The 17,684-nt window shown below is 41.3% G+C and carries 12 protein-coding genes; 2 read left to right on the forward strand and 10 right to left on the reverse strand.

The features are described from left to right. Nucleotides 1-132: 132 nt before the first annotated feature. Complete coding sequence (locus tag FD723_RS02755; protein WP_179063995.1) at nucleotides 133-2,763, reverse strand: DNA polymerase III subunit alpha; 2,631 nt, start codon at nucleotides 2,761-2,763, stop codon at nucleotides 133-135. Between the two features lie 193 nt (nucleotides 2,764-2,956). Between FD723_RS02755 and FD723_RS02760 the strand changes: the two genes are divergently transcribed. Continuing rightward, a complete protein-coding gene (locus FD723_RS02760; protein WP_179063996.1) occupies nucleotides 2,957-4,249 on the forward strand; it encodes a dicarboxylate/amino acid:cation symporter in 1,293 nt (430 codons plus the stop codon). Between the two features lie 20 nt (nucleotides 4,250-4,269). Here FD723_RS02760 and FD723_RS02765 read toward each other — a convergent pair whose 3' ends face one another. The 5 genes from FD723_RS02765 to FD723_RS02785 form a co-directional block, all read right to left on the reverse strand. Continuing rightward, entirely contained in the window at nucleotides 4,270-4,449 is a 180-nt protein-coding gene (locus tag FD723_RS02765) for a hypothetical protein (RefSeq protein WP_179063997.1), read from the reverse strand. A gap of 390 nt (nucleotides 4,450-4,839) precedes the next feature. Beyond that, complete coding sequence (locus FD723_RS44065) at nucleotides 4,840-4,953, reverse strand: hypothetical protein (RefSeq protein WP_179069003.1); 114 nt, start codon at nucleotides 4,951-4,953, stop codon at nucleotides 4,840-4,842. A 39-nt stretch (nucleotides 4,954-4,992) separates the two neighbouring features. Next, the gene (locus FD723_RS02775; RefSeq protein ID WP_179063998.1) at nucleotides 4,993-8,034 is read right to left on the reverse strand and encodes a hypothetical protein; all 3,042 of its coding nucleotides are present in this window, start codon (nucleotides 8,032-8,034) and stop codon (nucleotides 4,993-4,995) included. Nucleotides 8,035-8,655: 621 nt separating this feature from the next. After that, nucleotides 8,656-10,368: a diflavin flavoprotein gene (locus tag FD723_RS02780; protein WP_179069004.1), complete on the reverse strand. Its 1,713-nt coding sequence runs from the start codon at nucleotides 10,366-10,368 to the stop codon at nucleotides 8,656-8,658. Between the two features lie 155 nt (nucleotides 10,369-10,523). Continuing rightward, entirely contained in the window at nucleotides 10,524-12,242 is a 1,719-nt protein-coding gene (locus FD723_RS02785) for a diflavin flavoprotein (protein ID WP_179063999.1), read from the reverse strand. Between the two features lie 1,078 nt (nucleotides 12,243-13,320). Between FD723_RS02785 and FD723_RS02790 the strand changes: the two genes are divergently transcribed. Beyond that, nucleotides 13,321-13,776: a helix-turn-helix domain-containing protein gene (locus FD723_RS02790; protein WP_179064000.1), complete on the forward strand. Its 456-nt coding sequence runs from the start codon at nucleotides 13,321-13,323 to the stop codon at nucleotides 13,774-13,776. Here the strand turns inward: FD723_RS02790 and FD723_RS02795 are convergent. The 4 genes from FD723_RS02795 to FD723_RS02810 all read right to left on the reverse strand — a co-directional run bounded on the left by FD723_RS02795 (nucleotide 13,773) and on the right by FD723_RS02810 (nucleotide 17,640). Then, nucleotides 13,773-14,441, reverse strand: coding sequence for an ABC transporter ATP-binding protein (locus FD723_RS02795; protein ID WP_306297012.1), 669 nt, complete (start codon nucleotides 14,439-14,441; stop codon nucleotides 13,773-13,775). The genes FD723_RS02790 and FD723_RS02795 overlap by 4 nt on opposite strands. Before the next feature lies 1 nt (nucleotide 14,442). After that, the gene (locus tag FD723_RS02800; RefSeq protein ID WP_372743785.1) at nucleotides 14,443-15,732 is read right to left on the reverse strand and encodes an ABC transporter permease; all 1,290 of its coding nucleotides are present in this window, start codon (nucleotides 15,730-15,732) and stop codon (nucleotides 14,443-14,445) included. Nucleotides 15,733-15,747: 15 nt separating this feature from the next. Further along, entirely contained in the window at nucleotides 15,748-17,331 is a 1,584-nt protein-coding gene (locus tag FD723_RS02805) for an efflux RND transporter periplasmic adaptor subunit (RefSeq protein ID WP_179064001.1), read from the reverse strand. Between the two features lie 111 nt (nucleotides 17,332-17,442). Continuing rightward, entirely contained in the window at nucleotides 17,443-17,640 is a 198-nt protein-coding gene (locus FD723_RS02810) for a hypothetical protein (RefSeq protein WP_179064002.1), read from the reverse strand. Nucleotides 17,641-17,684: the final 44 nt, after the last annotated feature.

Raw genomic sequence — 17,684 nt, forward strand, 5'->3', positions numbered from 1 at the left:
TCTAAAAGCTAAAGTCGTCTGAAGACAACTTTGTGAAATTAGTAAACAATTAAACAAAGTTTTTTCTAGTCCTCTTCTAGAGGACTTCCAGCATTAGACAGGGAATTCTATTCCCTCTGAATACCCCTCTTCTTAATGCGGCAAACCCTCAACCCGCATCAAATCTAATTCGCGTTCAAATATTTCATCAATTGGTAACATTTGACCATCAACAGTCATAAATTTATGGTCTTTTGTTGCCCGAATTATTGAACCATCTTCCAAGCAATACTCAAATACCTCTTGTTCACCGCGATCGTGCCACTGTGCCACAGGTTGCGTATAGATATTCCCATTATTGTCAACACTATATACAGTACATTCGATGCGTTTTTCGACAATTTCTCCAATCGGCATTAATCCATATTCTACAGTCAATATTTCTGTGTCATAGCTTAAACAATATTCCGCAAACTTTAACATTTGCTCAAATAATTCATCCGCAACTTTTTTCTGAACGCCATTTTTAGCTGCGCCATCTACGAATTTTTCTCGCTGCTTTTGCATCTCAGAAACTTTCTTTTTACCCATCGCCCGACGTAGCAAGTCAGCTTGTCCTAAAGAATATCCAGCCATATCTTGAGCAATTTTCATGATTTGCTCTTGATAGACCATAATTCCATAAGTTTCGTCTAATATTGGTTCTAGAACTTGGTGTTGATAATCAATCTTTTCTCGACCATGTTTGCGGTTGATAAACTTAGGAATTAGTCCTGCATCTAATGGGCCTGGTCGATAAAGTGCCAAAATTGAAGAAATATCTTCTATATTAGAAGGCTTCAAATCTCGCACGATCTGACGCATCCCAGAAGATTCTAGTTGAAATATCCCTTCTAACTCACCTGCTTCTAATAAATCATAAGTTTTTTGGACATCTTTTGGTAAAGTGCTATGTTCACCTTTAGCTAATATTCTCTGGGCTTTTCTTTCCTGGCGGGGAATTTCATCAGGATCAATCCGATATCCTTTCGTTTCTTGAATTAAATCAACAGTTTTTTGAATCAGGGTCAGGTTCCGTAAACCCAGAAAATCCATTTTCAACAAACCCATTGATTCCAGGTCTTCCATGAAATATTGGGTAATCACAGAACCATCATTATTCTTTTGTAACGGGACAATTTCATCAAGAGGATCGGCGGAAATTACTACACCTGCTGCATGAACACCAAAGGTTTTGTTAGTTCCTTCAATTCGCATCGCCATATCTAGCCAATGGCGAACATGGGGTTCTTTATCATATTTTTCCTTAAACTCTGGTTCTGGAGTTTTATCAGAAACCATCACCTTGAGTTTCGTTGGTTTCCCCCGCACCACAGGAATCATTTTCGCCATTTTGTCAGCTTCCCCGTAGGGAATATTTAATACTCTGGCGACATCTTTCAAAACTGCTTTAGAAGTTAGGCGGTTAAAAGTAATAATTTGGGCAACTCTATCTGCACCATATTTCTCAGTGACATAATCAATAACTTTATCCCGTTGTTCAATACAGAAATCTGTATCAATATCAGGCATGGATTTCCGTTCTGGGTTCAAGAAACGCTCGAATAGTAACCCATGATGTACAGGATCAATATTAGTAATTCGCATTGCATAAGCAACTAATGAACCAGCCGCCGAACCCCGACCTGGCCCTACAGGAATATTATTATCTCTAGCAAATTTGATGTAGTCCCATACAACTAAAAAGTATTTGGAAAAACCCATCTGCTGAATCATCTTCAGTTCGTATTCCAATCTTTCTTTATAGACGGAATCTACTTCCTGACGAGATTTGCGATTTAAGCGTTCTAAAAGTCCGCTCCATGCAACATCTTCAGCGTAAGTGTCAGCAGTATGACCAGAGGGAATTGGGGGTGTAGGAATCTGAGGCTCACCCATAATATGGTAAGGCTCAACTTTATCAGCGACTTCTTCAGTAGTGGCGATCGCTTCTACAATCACATCATCTGGTAAATGGTCACGAAATAGCTGCCGCATCTCTTCACCAGACTTGAGATACTCTGTGCCGCTATAACGCATCCGCTTATCTTCAATAATTAATTTGCCAGTTTGAATACATAGCAAAGCGTCGTGGGCTTCAACGTCAAAACAAGAAATAAAATGTGAATCATTAGTCGCAACAATTTTAATTCCTAGTTCCCGCGCAATTTTGACGATTTCAACATTCACAATTCGGTCTTCTTGAGAACCGTGGTCTTGAATTTCTAGATAATAATCATCACCAAATACCTCTTTATACCATTGGGCAACTTTGCGGGCGGCATCTGGTCTATTACTGAGAATCGCTTGGGGGACTTCTCCACCCAAACAAGCGCTGGTGACAATCAAGCCTTCATGATATTGTTTTAATAAATCTTTATTAATACAAGGACGAGAAAAAATTCCTTTGCCTTGAACACCTTTGAGGTGAGAAATTGTAGTTAATTTAACTAAATTTTTGTAACCTTTAGTATTTTTAGCTAAAACAACTTGATGATATTTGGGGCGGCGTTCTTGTTTCTCAATATCACCGTTAATTACATACATTTCATTGCCGATTATCGGCTTAATATTTTGGCTACGGCAGATTTTGATCAGTTCAACGGCTCCATACATGACACCATGATCGGTAAGGGCGATCGCTTTCATCCCCAGTGCGATCGCTCGATCCACCAACTCTGGTAGCTGACTTGCCCCATCGAGCAAACTATAGTCGCTGTGAATATGTAAAGGAACAAAGGACATAAGCATCTCCAACCACAAGCCAAGACACCTCTAGGGGCCTACCTTGTGGTATACCCTTTCGAGCTAGATTTTGCAAAGCAACGGAATCTTAGATTAACAGTTTTTAACCAAAATTAAAGCTGTTCTTTTTCGGGAATTATCACTATCATTAGTGTTGTTTTAATAGTTACAGCAGTTAACCAGTACCTAGCCAATGAGTCAAACAGAGAGAACTACTTCGCCTGCAACCAAAGCTAGCCCTTGGTGGCAGCGTATCCCTCTCACCTTACAAATAGTCATCGCCTTAGTCGCCGCAGTCAGCATCGGAATTGTCCTTGGGGCGGGGAATCCCAACCCCAGCAACGCAGCTTTAATCAACAATTTAGCAATTCCGGCTGAATTGGTGCTAAAAGCTCTCCGCGCCTTGGCTACACCTCTAATTCTGGTAGCCGTGCTACATACTTTGATGACTACCAATATCCCTGGTACAGCTGGGCGGCGGTTGGCAGTGTTACTTTTAACCAACACAACTGTAGCTATTTTAGTGGGACTTTTGGTAGCCAATATTCTGCGTCCAGGGACTTGGGGCAATGTAAACACCTCAACAACTACGGCAGTAACTGCTCAGAGTCTCGATCCTTGGGGAATACTCAAAGATGCTGTCCCGGAAGCAGTTCTCAAGCCATTGGTTGATAATAATGTCATCCAACTGATTGTAATTGCCCTGAGTTTTGGCATCGTTCTGCGGGGATTAAAATCTGAACAAATCGCCCAAGGCAAGAATGGATTCCAGCCGATTGAGGATGTCATCGGAATTTTATTTGAAGCGGTAGTCCGCATCCTCAACTGGGTAATTGCCTTAGTGCCGTTCGCAGTCTTTGGAATTGTAGCTAAAACTATTGCGATGCAGGGCTTTGCACCGTTTAAATCTTTGGGTGCATTCATCGTAGCCGTATTGTTAGCACTGGTATTGCAAGCTTGCTACTACCTCACCAGAGTAAAATTTGGTTCTTGGGTACACCCGCTAAAATTCCTCGCTGGCGGTTCTGATGCCTTTTTAACAGCTTTCTCAACTTCTTCCTCAGCAGCAGCAATGCCTGTAACCTTTGAGGTTTTGCAAACAAAAGTCGGTTTAAGGGAATCTTCTGCTGCCTTGGGGGCATTAGTTGGGGCAAATTTCAATAATGATGGTACTGCTCTCTACGAAGCAATGTCTGCGTTGTATATTTCCCAACTAATTGGGCAACATCTGAGCTTGACACAGCAGTTAGTTGTCATCCTTACCTCGATATTTGCCTCGGTAGGTGCGGCAAATATTCCTAATGCTGGACTAGTAACGATGACACTGGTGTTCACTTCTGTAGGCTTACCTACCCAGTACATTGCTTTGCTAGTTACTGTAGACTGGTTTTTGGATCGCTGCCGCACAGCAATTAATGTTATGGGAGATATGACTGTCAGTGCTTTACTTGACGGCAAAAAGCCTCGTTCTGTGGACGAGGCTTAGTTTGCCAGCTTTTGAGATATCTAATGCTGTTGAGGCCCTTTGGCGTCACATTCTTTAGTCCAGCAACGTTCTAGAAGTTGCAGACGCCAGATCAAGACAAAGCGTTGGGGATTCAATACTAATTTAGTCTCGCGGCTAAATAAGGGCTGGTTCAGATATTGCCAAAGAGGAAATTTAATTTTGGTGTGTTTTGGAGTCATAAGAACAAAAAATAATATAAAAGTTTTGTCTAGAAACTACCTGATAGTGTTTTTCTAGTTAAAGGCTACACTGTGCTTTTACAATTGTCTTTGTGGCAATTGCGGAATTTCAGCAGGTGAATTTATGTTGTTTCCGCTTTAATACTGAAATTGCACGCACCATTTTTTTGATTCCACCGGACAGAAGGCGACTGGTTCAAATACTCCTGGTGTTTAGGCGATGAAAATTTCGCCGCAGGGTAGAAACAACCTTTGACTCTGAGCGATCGCACTCAAGAGAGTTTATAGCCAGTGGTTCCTCATTTCAGGAATTTACCAGAAGTTCTCGGAAGTTGGCGATCGCTAATGGTGTAGTTGACCACACCACTGACACCAGTTATGGTGAGGCTGCTAGCATCGATGATCGTTACCCAGCACCGTATTTACTTGGATACTCACAGCAGTATTTTTAGCAGTGCTAGCAGTATCCCTGACTGCAATAGGTGCATCGTTGACTGAGTTAATGTCAGGTTAAAAGTACCAATGGTACTGCGGTTACAAACTTTATTCGGGGGATTTTAACTTACGAGCCACCTTTTGATAGAACTCAAAGGCTTCTTTCAAAGAAGAAATATCCTTTTCAAAAATATTATCTTTTCCAAAAACCTTGGGGTATTCCTGATGTTCAAGTATAGTGTCCACTGCGCTCTCTAACTGCTCTATTAAGGTATTTATTTGCTCTTCTAAGTGTTCTAATTCTGTTATTATATCTGAGCAACGCTCGATAATAGCATTCATTTTTTCATGAAGAGATATAGCTAGTTCTAAATCTTCAATAGGCTTGAAATTTGCAATCATGATACAAATCTTGTCGATATTGTCGATATTCGTATCGAGTTCAGTGGTGCTATTTTTGAGAGCAACGTTCTTATCATAAATGAGTTTTTTAAGCTGTGCTAACTGCACGGGATACATTGCCTTACTTTGTATTCTTTTATGTTTAATAGCTGAAGCCTCCTCTTGTGCATCATCTAAATACCCTGATTTCTTAGCTTTACCTGTGGCAATTTGTGCCCGAACATTGTCCCGAACATTGTCCCGAACCTTGCCCTTAATCTTTCTCGTTCTCCAGTTCTTGATCTGACTGAACTTATGCTCACTACCTTCGATTTGCTCTGGATCATTAATCTCTAGTAGCACTGATTGCGGTTGCAAAAGAGGAACTATATTTTTAAATGATTCAAGTTGACTAGCTAGGTTGTCAATTAACTTGTTTAATTCCTCCATTTTATTCAATTGATTGGCTTTTTGATTAGCTTTTTGACTCTCTGTTAGAGGAAGTGCTTTCGAGCGTTTTTTGATAGATTTTATGAACTGTGGATTGTCTTTGATACTTCGAGCATAGCCCAGTTGATCACGTTGATTTTGTAGTTCCTGCTGACGTTCTTCGTCAATTTTACCCAATTCTTTATGGGCTTCAGGATAATTTGTAAAAAGGCCTGGTCGCAGATCAGGGATTTCAACACCTAAAATATTGTATAGCTGACTAGGTGAAACTTTATCCTCTTTGGTTATGTCCTTAATTCGTGACTCATATTTTTCTACTTTGCTTTTGCTGCTTTCAGGATCGAGAAGCTCATCTTCGTCTCTTGCATTGTATAAGTCAAACAATTCTCGGAGCGAAATTCCACCATAGTTATCTGCTTCTCTAATGAGAAACTGAATATCTTCTAGGTTACGCAAGGCTTTTTCTTCATCAAAGACTTGTTGCTTTTCTGGTTTAGTACCGGACTTATCTTTATAGGTAGCTGCCTTAAGTACTTTTTTTAAGTGTTCTTCATCCATATTTAAGATGCGTTTTTTAGTGTCCTCAGTAAGAATTTTATTCGCATTAGGTAATCCAACAGGAAACGAGCTTGAGTATTCGCCAGTTTGATTCCTATTCACTTTCGCGATTCCATAATCATCATTATCAATCTTTTTTAAGTTACCTTGATCAAACATATATTGGGTATACGAACCGTCCTTATATTGAAATAGCATATCTAATATTACGGTATCCTGAATTTGCTGCTCATCTATGTCCAGTTCCTTAACTTTTGTCTCAAGAGTAAGTTTTTGTTTAGCTGTTTCTAATTGTTCGTCAAAACCAAATTCCTTTTTGAGGTCAGATATTTCTTGATCGGAAATATCTAATGTTTTCTTACCTGTCTTTTCTCTTACAAATTTATCAAATTCTTTATCTACTAATTCATCCGCATAGTAAGGGTCTGATGCCATAGACATCTTTTTATCTCCAGCTTTTCCTGGTGCTAGAGTAGAAAGAAGATTATTCCGTTTTTTCTCCCTAGAATCTACCTGACTCTGTGGCATTGATGTAGTAAGCGGCATGTGTGTGAATCCCAATTCATGAGCTACTAAAGGGATAAATACAGCTCGTTTACGTTCTGATTTTCGTTCATCATAATCTCTGTCACCAGGCCCGCCATAGTTTTCTTCCTTGATTACATGAGTTACAGGATTGGTATCTGAACTTCCTACTTTTTTATAGGGATACACCGTTCCAAAAGCCCCTTTACCTATCGCAAAACCTGCTTTCTCAAGAGCATTTTCATTAGTCAATTGCTCAAGTTCTTGATACTGCTTCAGAGTTTCTTTATTTTCCAAAGTTTTTAGGAACTCATGCATTCCTTTTGTTCGCCCAGGTTGAGATGAGATTATGTTCTGATCAGGCTCACTTGTCTGATTTGATTTTTTTCGTTTTCTTGGATCTGGAAAAGGCTTTAAATCTTGTGGTCTCGGATGTTCCTTCAACCACTCTACCGGATCTATTGTTCCGACTTGATTAATAGCAGTTAGCTCTGGGTTAAAACTATCTTCTTTAGCAGCTTCTTGGGAAGTGAGACTATCTACTGAGTTATCTGGTAACTCAGCTTTCATATTTGTATCAACAACTTCTGTCTGATTAATAGATTCTTCCAAATCAGATGGTGTTGTCATATTACCGTCTAACACACGCTGCACCATCGGTTTGTTTTGAAGTTCTTCCCTCGGCATTTTCTCTTGCTGGAGATTATTAGTATCTGACTTAATTTGCAATCTGTTTTCATCTTCTGACATCTTCTCTGGCTGAAGTTTATTAGTTTGTGGTTGATGAATCTGTTGCACAACTTGATATGCTGTTTCATCTGCTTGTTGTTCATATTTATCCCCAGATGCCCCAATTGTCAGCTTTGCCTGAATTGGTATTGCTTCATTAGGTCGCCTTAGTGAATAATTGGCAATGTTATGACCAAACTGCTGTGCCGTTTTCAATTTTGACAGCAATAATCCATTTATATTGGCTTGCAATCCATCTAATCGTTCCTGTCCTTGTGGGGTTATTGTGCCAAACTTTGCTTGTAGCTCTAGCTTTGTTGCTTCCATTTTTTGCCCAGCAAAGGTTTCACTCTCTATGTCCTGTTGTGTCTTTGCTACAACTAACTTGTTTTGTGCTTGAATTCCAAAGGGTCTGGGTGCGAGCTGTGATGATGTCGCTGGTGTTTGGGAACTTGAAAGGGTAGAATTTTGGAGTTTTTGGAGTTTTTGGGCCTTTTCTAATGGCATATTGCACCTACATTTTATTTTTAGCAGATGGTATTTAATATCTGTACCTTGAAGTTAGTAATAATTCAAGATCAGGACTCAATACTGCTCGGGTTTTGAATTTTCAACTCGGAATTTGATTTTGGGAAAAGGTTAAAGAATAAAGGTTAAAGGTTTTTTCTTTCCCCTTTCCCCTTCCACTTTTCCCCAGAGGGGGCCCCACCTTCCCCTTTTCCCCAAAACCCGACAAGTATTGGATCAGGACTTACGCAAAACATTAGAAATCTCCGAAAAAGACTGTAGAGACGTAGCAGTGCTACGTCTCTACAAGGGTTATGGGTGACGCATATTTAATTTCTGGAGATGTCTATTGATAAAAAGCTTAATTTATCGAACCGCGAAGAGAGAGCATCTCACTTTTGTAAAAACATACCTATCGTGGGTTTCAAATTCTTTAAGTCCGCGTAGGCAAACTACCTACGGGAAGCTGCAAAGCGTCTATGTTTGTGTAGCGGCGATTTCTAATTGCTTAATTTCTTCATAAATGCATGTGGTTTATACATAAAATAAAACCCTGTACAAAGTTTTACGTTATTGTACAGGACTGTCTATTATTCTATATATTTAAGACAAGCTCATTGTCTAATAATGAGTGCCAGTTTTACGATGGTTGATGGCAGTAACGGCATCAGGCTTGAGTAATTTACCTTCGTCTACAGTTGCATAGATGACCCAATGATCGCCACATTCTAGACGTTGATTGACTGAGCATTCCAAATATGCTAAAGCGTCGGTGAGGACGGTACAGCCATTATCTGCAACTGCTGTACTAAAGTTGGCAAATCGATCTTCTCCAGGGGCGAAAGATTTACGGAAATGTTTCATGTAATCTTGATGATTGCCTTCAGGTAGAATATTTAAGGCAAACTTACCGCCTGGATACATCAAAGATTCGATCGCTCGGTCTTTAGCGATCGCAACAGTTAGTCCAGGTGGGTTGAAGGTGGCTTGAGAAACCCAAGCGCCTAACATCCCCGTAGACACTTCTCCAAGTTTCGCTGTCACCACACAAACGGAACCAACAATCCGACCAACAGCTTGTTCCACTGGGGTAGCGGCTTGTTGCGGCACGCGTACCTTTTTAGCCTTTCTCAGTGCTTGGGCAAAGTCTGTACCTAGTTCTTCACAGAATTTGAGAGTGACATCATCAGGTTTAAACTTCACCTTCAAGGTGTCAAAGCCAAAGCGATATCCGGCATCCCGGAGTTTACCTTCGATTAAGTCAAATGCTTCGCCACTCCAGCCATAAGAACCAAAAACCCCGGCGAGTTTGCTATTGTCACCACTCGATAGCACAATTCCTAAAGCGGTATGAATGGGAGTTGGTGCATGACCACCGATGGTAGGAGAACCGATGATAAAACCCTCTGATTGCGCTAGGTTGATGCGAATTTCATCAGGGGTAGCAAATTCACAGTTGATTGATTTAACTGCAACTCCACCTTTAGTTAGTCCCAGAGCGATCGCATGTGCTAAAGTCGCCGTATTTCCGTAAGCTGAAGCGTAAAGTAGGGCAACGGAAATTTCGCGATCGTTGTGAGAACGGCTCCACTCTCCATAAGCTTTGGTAAGTTCAATTAAGCTGCTGCGTACTAAAGGCCCATGACCCACAGCATACATTCTCACCTGCAAATCTGAGATTTTCTCCAAAGCTGCTTGCACATGAGGAGTTTGGGGAGCCATCAGGCAGTTAAAGTAGTAACGCTGGTCTTCTTTGAGCGCTTCCCAGTTATCATCAAACACTTCATCACCACAGAGATGAGTTGCAAATAACTTATCTGTGTAGAGAATTTGGGTTTGCTGATCGTAGGTACAAAGTCCTTCCGGCCAGCGCGGACTAGGGGTGGGCAAGAATTTCAAAACATGACCCTTACCTAAATCCAGAGTTTCTTTCCCCCGCATCACCAAGACATTTAAATCTTGTTCTAAGAAAGCAGCACGCAAATTGTTCGCACCGGGAAGAGAACAAACAAAAGTTACCTGTGGTGCTAGTTCTAAAATTGCTTTGAGGGTTGCAACTCGATTAGGACTAAAATGACCCAGGATGATATAGTCCAAACGTTGCAAATCTAAAGTCTGCCGCAATGCCTCTAAATAAATTTCGGTAAAGCTTTCTGGTGGTGGATCAATAATTGCGGTTTTATCAGCTTCAATTAAATAGCAATTGGAGGTTGTACCTCTTTCAAGTGCGTATTCAATTTCAAACCGCAGACGTGACCAACTACGTGCCCTGATAGCTTTAGTATTTGTAGCAATTGGTAAAACTTGTACGTCGCGTGGCTTGGAATTGGTCATAGCTGTTTGTGAATGGGGAATGGGGAATGGGAAATGGGGAATGGGGAATGGGGAATGGGGAATGGGAAATGGGGAATGGGCAAAGACTTGTACAAATTCTCCTCTGCCCATAAGCTCCCCCGCGTCTTTATTCCCTACTCCCCACTCCCTATTTCTTAGTAGTAATTACCTACTTTGCGATGGCGAACAGCGGTCAATCCATCGTTTTTGGAGACACGACCTTCTTGGACGGTGCAGTATAAAATCCAGTGGTCGCTGCATTCCATACTGGTCTGTATTTCACATTCCATGTATGCCAAAGCATCTGTCAGAATCGGGGAACCGTTTTTCGCTGTTTGAGTTTTTACTCCTGCAAAACGGTCAGCGCCAGGATGCAGGCGTTTGAGGAAGTGTTTTTTGAGTTCTTGATAATTGCCTTCTTCCAAAACGTTGAGGACGAAGCGATCGCCTACTTGCATTAAGGAATCAATGGCGCGGTCTTTCGCAACGGCAATTGTAAATCCTAATGGTTGCAAACTCGCTTGCGTTACCCAGGATGCCAACATTGCACTTGAGACGTTATCTTTTTTGGTGGTGACTATATATAGTCCGCTGCTAATGCGACCTAGCGCCTTTTCCATGTTGACATCAAGGGACTTAATTTGCTTGATGTTGCGATCGCGCACTAGCAATTGTCCGATGTCTTTACCCGCTTCTTCACACAACTGGAATGTTGATGCTGTGGGAGCCTCTTTAATCCGAATGGGTGGGAAAGCTTCTTTGATGCCAGAGTCAAGAAATTGTTTGCGGAGTGTATCAATGGGTTCGTCATCCCCACCGTAACATTCAAACAGCCCAAGAAATTGCTTGTTCTTGGCGACAGCTAGCACCGAACTGATACTAGCTTGGGCGGCGGCGGCGGTAGTCGAGGGCATACCGATAATTATCCCAGCTGCTCTCCCGGCTAGTTCTTGAATTTCTTGGCTGCCAGCAGTACTCAAATCCAGTACTTCTACGCCAACGCCAGTTTTCAGGATACCTTCGGCAATTGCGTGACCAAGGCGTTCGCCATATCCATATTCTGAGACAAAAAACAAGCCGACAGTGGTTTCTGCTTTAGCTTGTTTTTGGCTCCAATTTTCGTAGCACCCAGTTAGAACATCTAGATGGTGGTATAATAAAGGCCCGTGACCATTGGCAATAATATTAATCTTCCCTAGTTCGTTCATTCGCTTCATGGCATTCACCAAAGAACGAGCGTTAGGGCCCATCAAACAGTCGTAGTAAAATCTAAAGTCAGCTTCGATCGCTTCTAAATCTTCGTCAAAGGTGCGATCGTCACAAAAGTGCATCCCAAAAGCATCACAGGTGTAGAGAATTTGGGTTTTGCGGTCAAAGCTAAAGATTGTATCTGGCCAGTGTAGGTTAGGCGCACTCACGAATTCGATTTCGTGTCCTTTACCAATATCGATGCGATCGCCAGTTTTGACAACCCGCTTAGAAAAAGGATCGTGTACTAAGCCTTCTAAAAACTGAAGTGCAACTTTTGAGGCTAAAACGGTAGCTCTAGGAGCTAACTGGAGAACATCTTCTACTAAGCCGCTATGGTCTGGCTCTGTGTGACTGACAATTATATAATCAATTGTCTTGGGGTTAACAAGACCTTTGAGAGTCTCTAAATACAGATTGCGAAACTTCTGATGAGAAGTATCAATCAAAACTGTTTGTTCGCCCCTAATTAGATATGAATTATAGGTTGTGCCGTTTTGCAGTCCGAATTCGATATCGAAGCGATCGCGATCCCAATCAAGAGAGCGAATCGCCGTTGTATTAGGGGCAATTTCGACAGTTTGTATAGTTAGCCGATGTTGAACGTTCTCTGCGATCGCTACCATTATTCGTCTCCGAGCGCAAATTAACAGGTTTTTCTTCTGCCCCCATTGTCTCTATTATTTAATGTTGAAGTTGTAATGAATATCAGTTTTTGCAAATTTTAACTTGTATCAATTATTGCTGTTTTTTAGCAATAATTATGAATCTTCAAAATCTACTAAATATTAATTAAATCTATCAACTTCACTGAGTATTTAATTTTGCTGATTTATCTCGTCTCATCCTAATTCAAAAATATCATACCAATTATGTTTTGTGACTACAAAGGCATAGTTTAAACAATATTTTATTGCTATTTGATTTACCAACCCTAAATCAATACGGTTCGGTTAAGGCAAGAGATGCGATTTATCACTCGCATCTTTGTGTCTGAACTGTATTGCCTTAAAAATAATTAAGAAAGGTAGGAAAGGTAGGAAAAGTGGGTAAACCTTTTTTAGGCTTTTAATAAGCATCACATAAGCTGTTAACACTAGTTAATCCAATGAGTGTTGAATATGTTGTTGTCTTAATCAAAAATCTGGTGACGTAAAATATAAACTTTGTGTAAAGTAGAGAAAATAAATATTTTTTTGGAGATAACCAAAGCAAATTTATACAGACTAGTTGCACAAAAAGAAACGAGGACTGTATATCTTTTTCTACTCATCCAAAGAAAAACTAGTGTCAAAATCATTTTTAAAGTTTCGATAAACCTCCGTAACCATACGAATAATCTCAGAAATTTAATGATACAGTCCTTTATTATCGACTTTAAACATTAATCAGGGCTAACACCAACAAATTATTCTTGTCGTAGCTTGAAGCTGTAGCTTATAGCTACGACAAGAATAGGTTTGCCTGTATTAGATAGGTTAATGGTGTTATCTGTGATATACCTAACTTTTTAGAAAAATCCATTTTTGATGATAAATTGCAAACCTTGATAGCGTTCTCAAGGAAATACTTCTCGCGTAGTAGCAGGCAAAATGCCAATTTCCTTAAAAACTTGTAGTCAAGCTTTTAAGGTGTGCTAATCAATACTTCATAACTTAAGTGTCAAGTGTGAATAGACATAAAAAATGTAAAAGGTTATTGTTTATGGGATGCCGATTAAAAGTGTTTCTAACTGAAGAAGAAAAGTTGACTTTAGAAGAGTTGAGAAAAGCCAAAGATGTTCCTCAACGTACTAAAGATCGCGCTCAAGTTTTACTGCTGAATACTCGCGGCTTAAAAAATGAGCAAATTGCAAAAGGTTTGAACTGGGCGATTTCAACAGTGCGTCAAACCCTTCATCGTTGGGAAAAGATGGGTTTAGCAGGTTTATGGGATGCTCCTGGTCGAGGGGGAAAACCCCGATATACAGAATCAGATTTAGTTTATCTCGAAAATTGTTTGGCTCAAGAGTCAGAGACTTATAACTCTAAACAATTAGCGAAAAAACTGGCGTCTGAGCGTCAAGTAAACTTGAGTGCAGATCGCTTACGACGGGTATTGAAAAAAAGGGGCAGGAGGTTTGGAAGCACACGTACACAAACCCAGGAACAGCATAATTAGCTGATTAAACCATCTTGGACTCGAATTACTCGTTTCGTTTGAGCAGCGATCGCCAGATCGTGGGTGACAATGACGATCGTCATGCCTTGTTGGTTGAGTTCGGTAAATAAATTCATTACCTCTTGAGATGTTTGAGTGTCTAAAGCCCCCGTTGGTTCATCAGCTAACATCAGTGCTGGTCGGTTAACAATAGCACGAGCGATCGCTACTCGCTGTTGTTGTCCTCCAGAAAGTTGGCTGGGAAAATTGTACAAGCGATCGCCTAATCCCACCCTTGTCAGTGCTTGAATTGCTTGCTGGCGGCGTTTTTGCTTAGGGATATTGGCGTAAACCATCGGCAGCATAACATTTTCAAGCGCAGTAGCACCTGGCAACAGATTGAATTGCTGAAATACAAAGCCAATGCGCTGATTGCGGATATGCGCCAGTTCGTCATTGCCGAAACTAGTCAAGTTTCTACCTTCTAAAACGTAGTGTCCGGCCGTTGGACAATCTAGGCAGCCAATCAGGTTCATCAGTGTAGACTTTCCTGAGCCAGATGTGCCCATAATGGCAACATATTCTCCTTGCTCAATTGTTAAATCAATCTGCTTCAACACGGGTACTGTCACTTCACCCAAGCGATAAGTTTTGCTAATCGCCTGCATCCAAATCATAGTTGTCATCTCAATCACTCCGTAAGGCGGCAATTGGGTCTAACTGAGCCGCATTCCGAGCCGGAATCACCCCGGCTAATAACCCGACAATGAACGATAATCCAAATCCACAGACAACTGACCACATAGAGACGATAAAGGGAAAATGGAAAATCATCGCAGCGCTAAAGGCAATGCCAATGCCAATTCCCATCCCAATACCGCCTCCAGCAGTAGAAATCACAACGGATTCGGCTAAAAACTGATTTAAAATAGCGGAATTAGTTGCACCAACGGCTTTGCGAATCCCAATCTCTCGTGTTCGCTCAACCACCGAAACCAGCATAATATTAGCGATGCCAATGCCTCCCACTAACAGAGAAATACTAGCGATCGCTACTACCATCATCGTAAACAAGCCCACCACAGTCGTGAAGGTATTAACAACATCTGTCTGATTTCTAATGCTGAAATCATCAGATTGAGATGAATTGAGGTTATGACGTAGGCGCAGAAGATTCACAACCTGAAATTGAGCCGTTGCTGACTGCTCTTGATTGGCTAGTTTTACATAAATGCCATTGATCGCAAAACCTTTTAAAGCATTATTCCCCACGATGCGACTTGACATATTAGTTAGGGGAATGAAAACTTGATCGTCCCGATCCATCGGGCCTTCTGAACCTTTCTTCTCAAATACGCCAATAACTTCGTAAATATTACTTTGAATCCGAATCTGTTCGCCGACAGGATTTTTCCCAGTGCCAAATAGTTCATCCCGAACTGTCTGCCCCAGTACAACTACTGATTTAGCGTTGTCCATTTCTTCTTGAGTAAAAAACCTACCTTGGGTAAGGGAAGTATTTCTGGCTTCGGGATAGTTCAAATCGGTTCCGACAATATTAGTAGAATTATTTAACTTCTCATAAACCACCTGCCCCGGACGCTGGAGGTAGGCAGAAACCACTTGAGCCGCAGGAGCCTCCTCCTGGATAGCTTTGGCATCCTCCCAAGTAAGAGTTGAACTAGAACCCATCCCTTGACTGATCCCACCAGAACGGGCGGCTCCTGCAAAAACCTGCAAAACATCAGTTCCTAAAGATTGAATTTGCTGTTCTGTCGCTTTTTGTACACCCTGTCCAACGGAAGTAATTGCAATTACAGAAGTAATGCCAATAATTACACCCAACATCGTCAAACCAGTACGGAGTTTATTGCGCCATAATGCCTCCATTGCCATTGATAAGATTTCGATTACTGATACAGTATGGGCACGACGAGAAGTCGCTATTCTGCGAGGTAAGCGAAAGGAAATAGCCATTTTTTGTACCTTGAATTAATGAGCGGGAGGAGCAGCGCCAGGTGGTGGCCCCATTGGCGGTTCTTGTTCAGAACTGCCCGCTTTAGAGCTTCCTGGTAAACCTGGAAAAGAAATACCAGACTTATTTTGAGGTTGGGGCGGGGAGCTAATCAATACCTTTTCTGTACCGTTCAGTCCAGCCTTGACTTGGGTACGATTGTTAACCGTTGCTCCAGTTGTAATCGGAGTGAATACAGGTGGTTGATTTTTACGTGCCACAAAAACACCTGTTACCTTTTGTTGACGTGTCACTGCGATCGTTGGTACAGTTAGGGCGTTTTGCAACTCACCAACATTGAACTCCAAAGATACATTCATTCCAGAGCGCAATAACTTCTTGGAATCTGAAAGCAGAGTAACTTTCACTTCAAAGCTAGTAACATTTTGCTCTACTGTTGCCTGAGCCGCGATTTGTGACACTCGTCCTGGAAATGTTTTACCAGGGTAAGCATCTGCCTTAATTACCACTTGTTGATTGATCTGAATTTCAGAAATGTTACTCTCCGAGATATTTGCCACAACCTGATTTGTATCAGCTAATGCCAGAATCGATGATGAGGTTGCAGAAGAAACCGAACTACTTGCTGTCATTGGCGTGACAAAAGCCCCTGGGTCGGCATACTTGCGAATCACAACCCCATCAAAGGGTGCGCGAATCAGTGTGTCATCAATCTGAGTTTGGATGTTTTGTAAGGCTCCGCTAGCAGATATCACCTCTGCACGGGCTTGGTCGATATCTTCTTGACGGGTTCCCGCTTGTTGCAGAGATAGTATTTGTTGTTGCTGCTTTACTTCTGCACGGGCTTGGTCGATATCTTCTTGACGGGTTCCCGCCTTTTGCAGAGATAGTGCTTGTTGCGCTTCCGCTACTTGGGCTTGGGCGCTGGCGAGGTCTGCACGTTTTTGGTTTAAAGCTTGCCGAGAAATAGCTCCAGCATCGTAAAGTTTCTGATTGCGCTGAAAGTCGTCGTTTGCTTGACTCAAAGTAGCTTGATATCTCTCTAAACGGGCTTGTGCTTGAGCAATATCCTGAAAGCGATTACCTGTCATGAGTTTACGTAATTTTGCTTTTAGTTCCTCCAGTTTGGCTTGCGCCTGAGCAATATCTTGAGGGCGATTACCTGCCATAAGTTTGCGTAGATTCGCCTTTGCCTGTGCCAATCTCCCCTGCTCTTGGATCAATTGTCCCTGCAAATTAGAATCATCCATATAAGCCAACACCTGCTTTTCTTTGACATAATCACCTTCCTTAACTAGCAGCCTTTTTAAAGTACCTGCCGTTTTAGGACTAAGATTGATTGCCCGCTCAGGTTTAACAGTCCCATTGGCTGAGACAGTGATAGAAAAATTTGTCCGTCTTAAGGGCACTACTGCCAAGCGTAAATTTGCTTGCTGTTGTTGTTTAACAAGCTGGTGATGAATAAGATAACTGACACCCACAAGTAAAAATAGGGAGATAAATCCAATTAACCATTTTGTTAGGCCTTGTTTCTTAATGGGTGGGAGTGAAGATGTGGAGTCAGTTAGCTTGGGTAAATTTGGGTAATGATTAAATGCCATGTTCACTCCTTGAGTAAAAACCAGACCCGCCTCTGTTTGGCTGAGTTTATGTAGCCATAGTTAGCTTAGATTTGTAATAGATTTTCCCACACAATTATTGCTGAGAAAATTTTAAGCATATCTACTCTTAAAAAGTTCGAGAATTTGCTTAGTGCCTTCAACTTCCTTCTTTAATTCTTCTTGCTTTTCTGGCTTAATTTTACTGCCAGCTTGTTCTAGGATGTTTTTTAAGGCTCTCTCTAAATCAATTTGAATTTGAGTCATTTCATGATGAATTCTATGATTATATTCCTGCTGATTAACGCTCATATCTTTTACCTAATTGATATATTTTCCAGATAATTGGTCGCAAA

It is taken from the genome of Nostoc sp. C052 (genome assembly GCF_013393905.1).
GTDB lineage: Bacteria > Cyanobacteriota > Cyanobacteriia > Cyanobacteriales > Nostocaceae > Nostoc.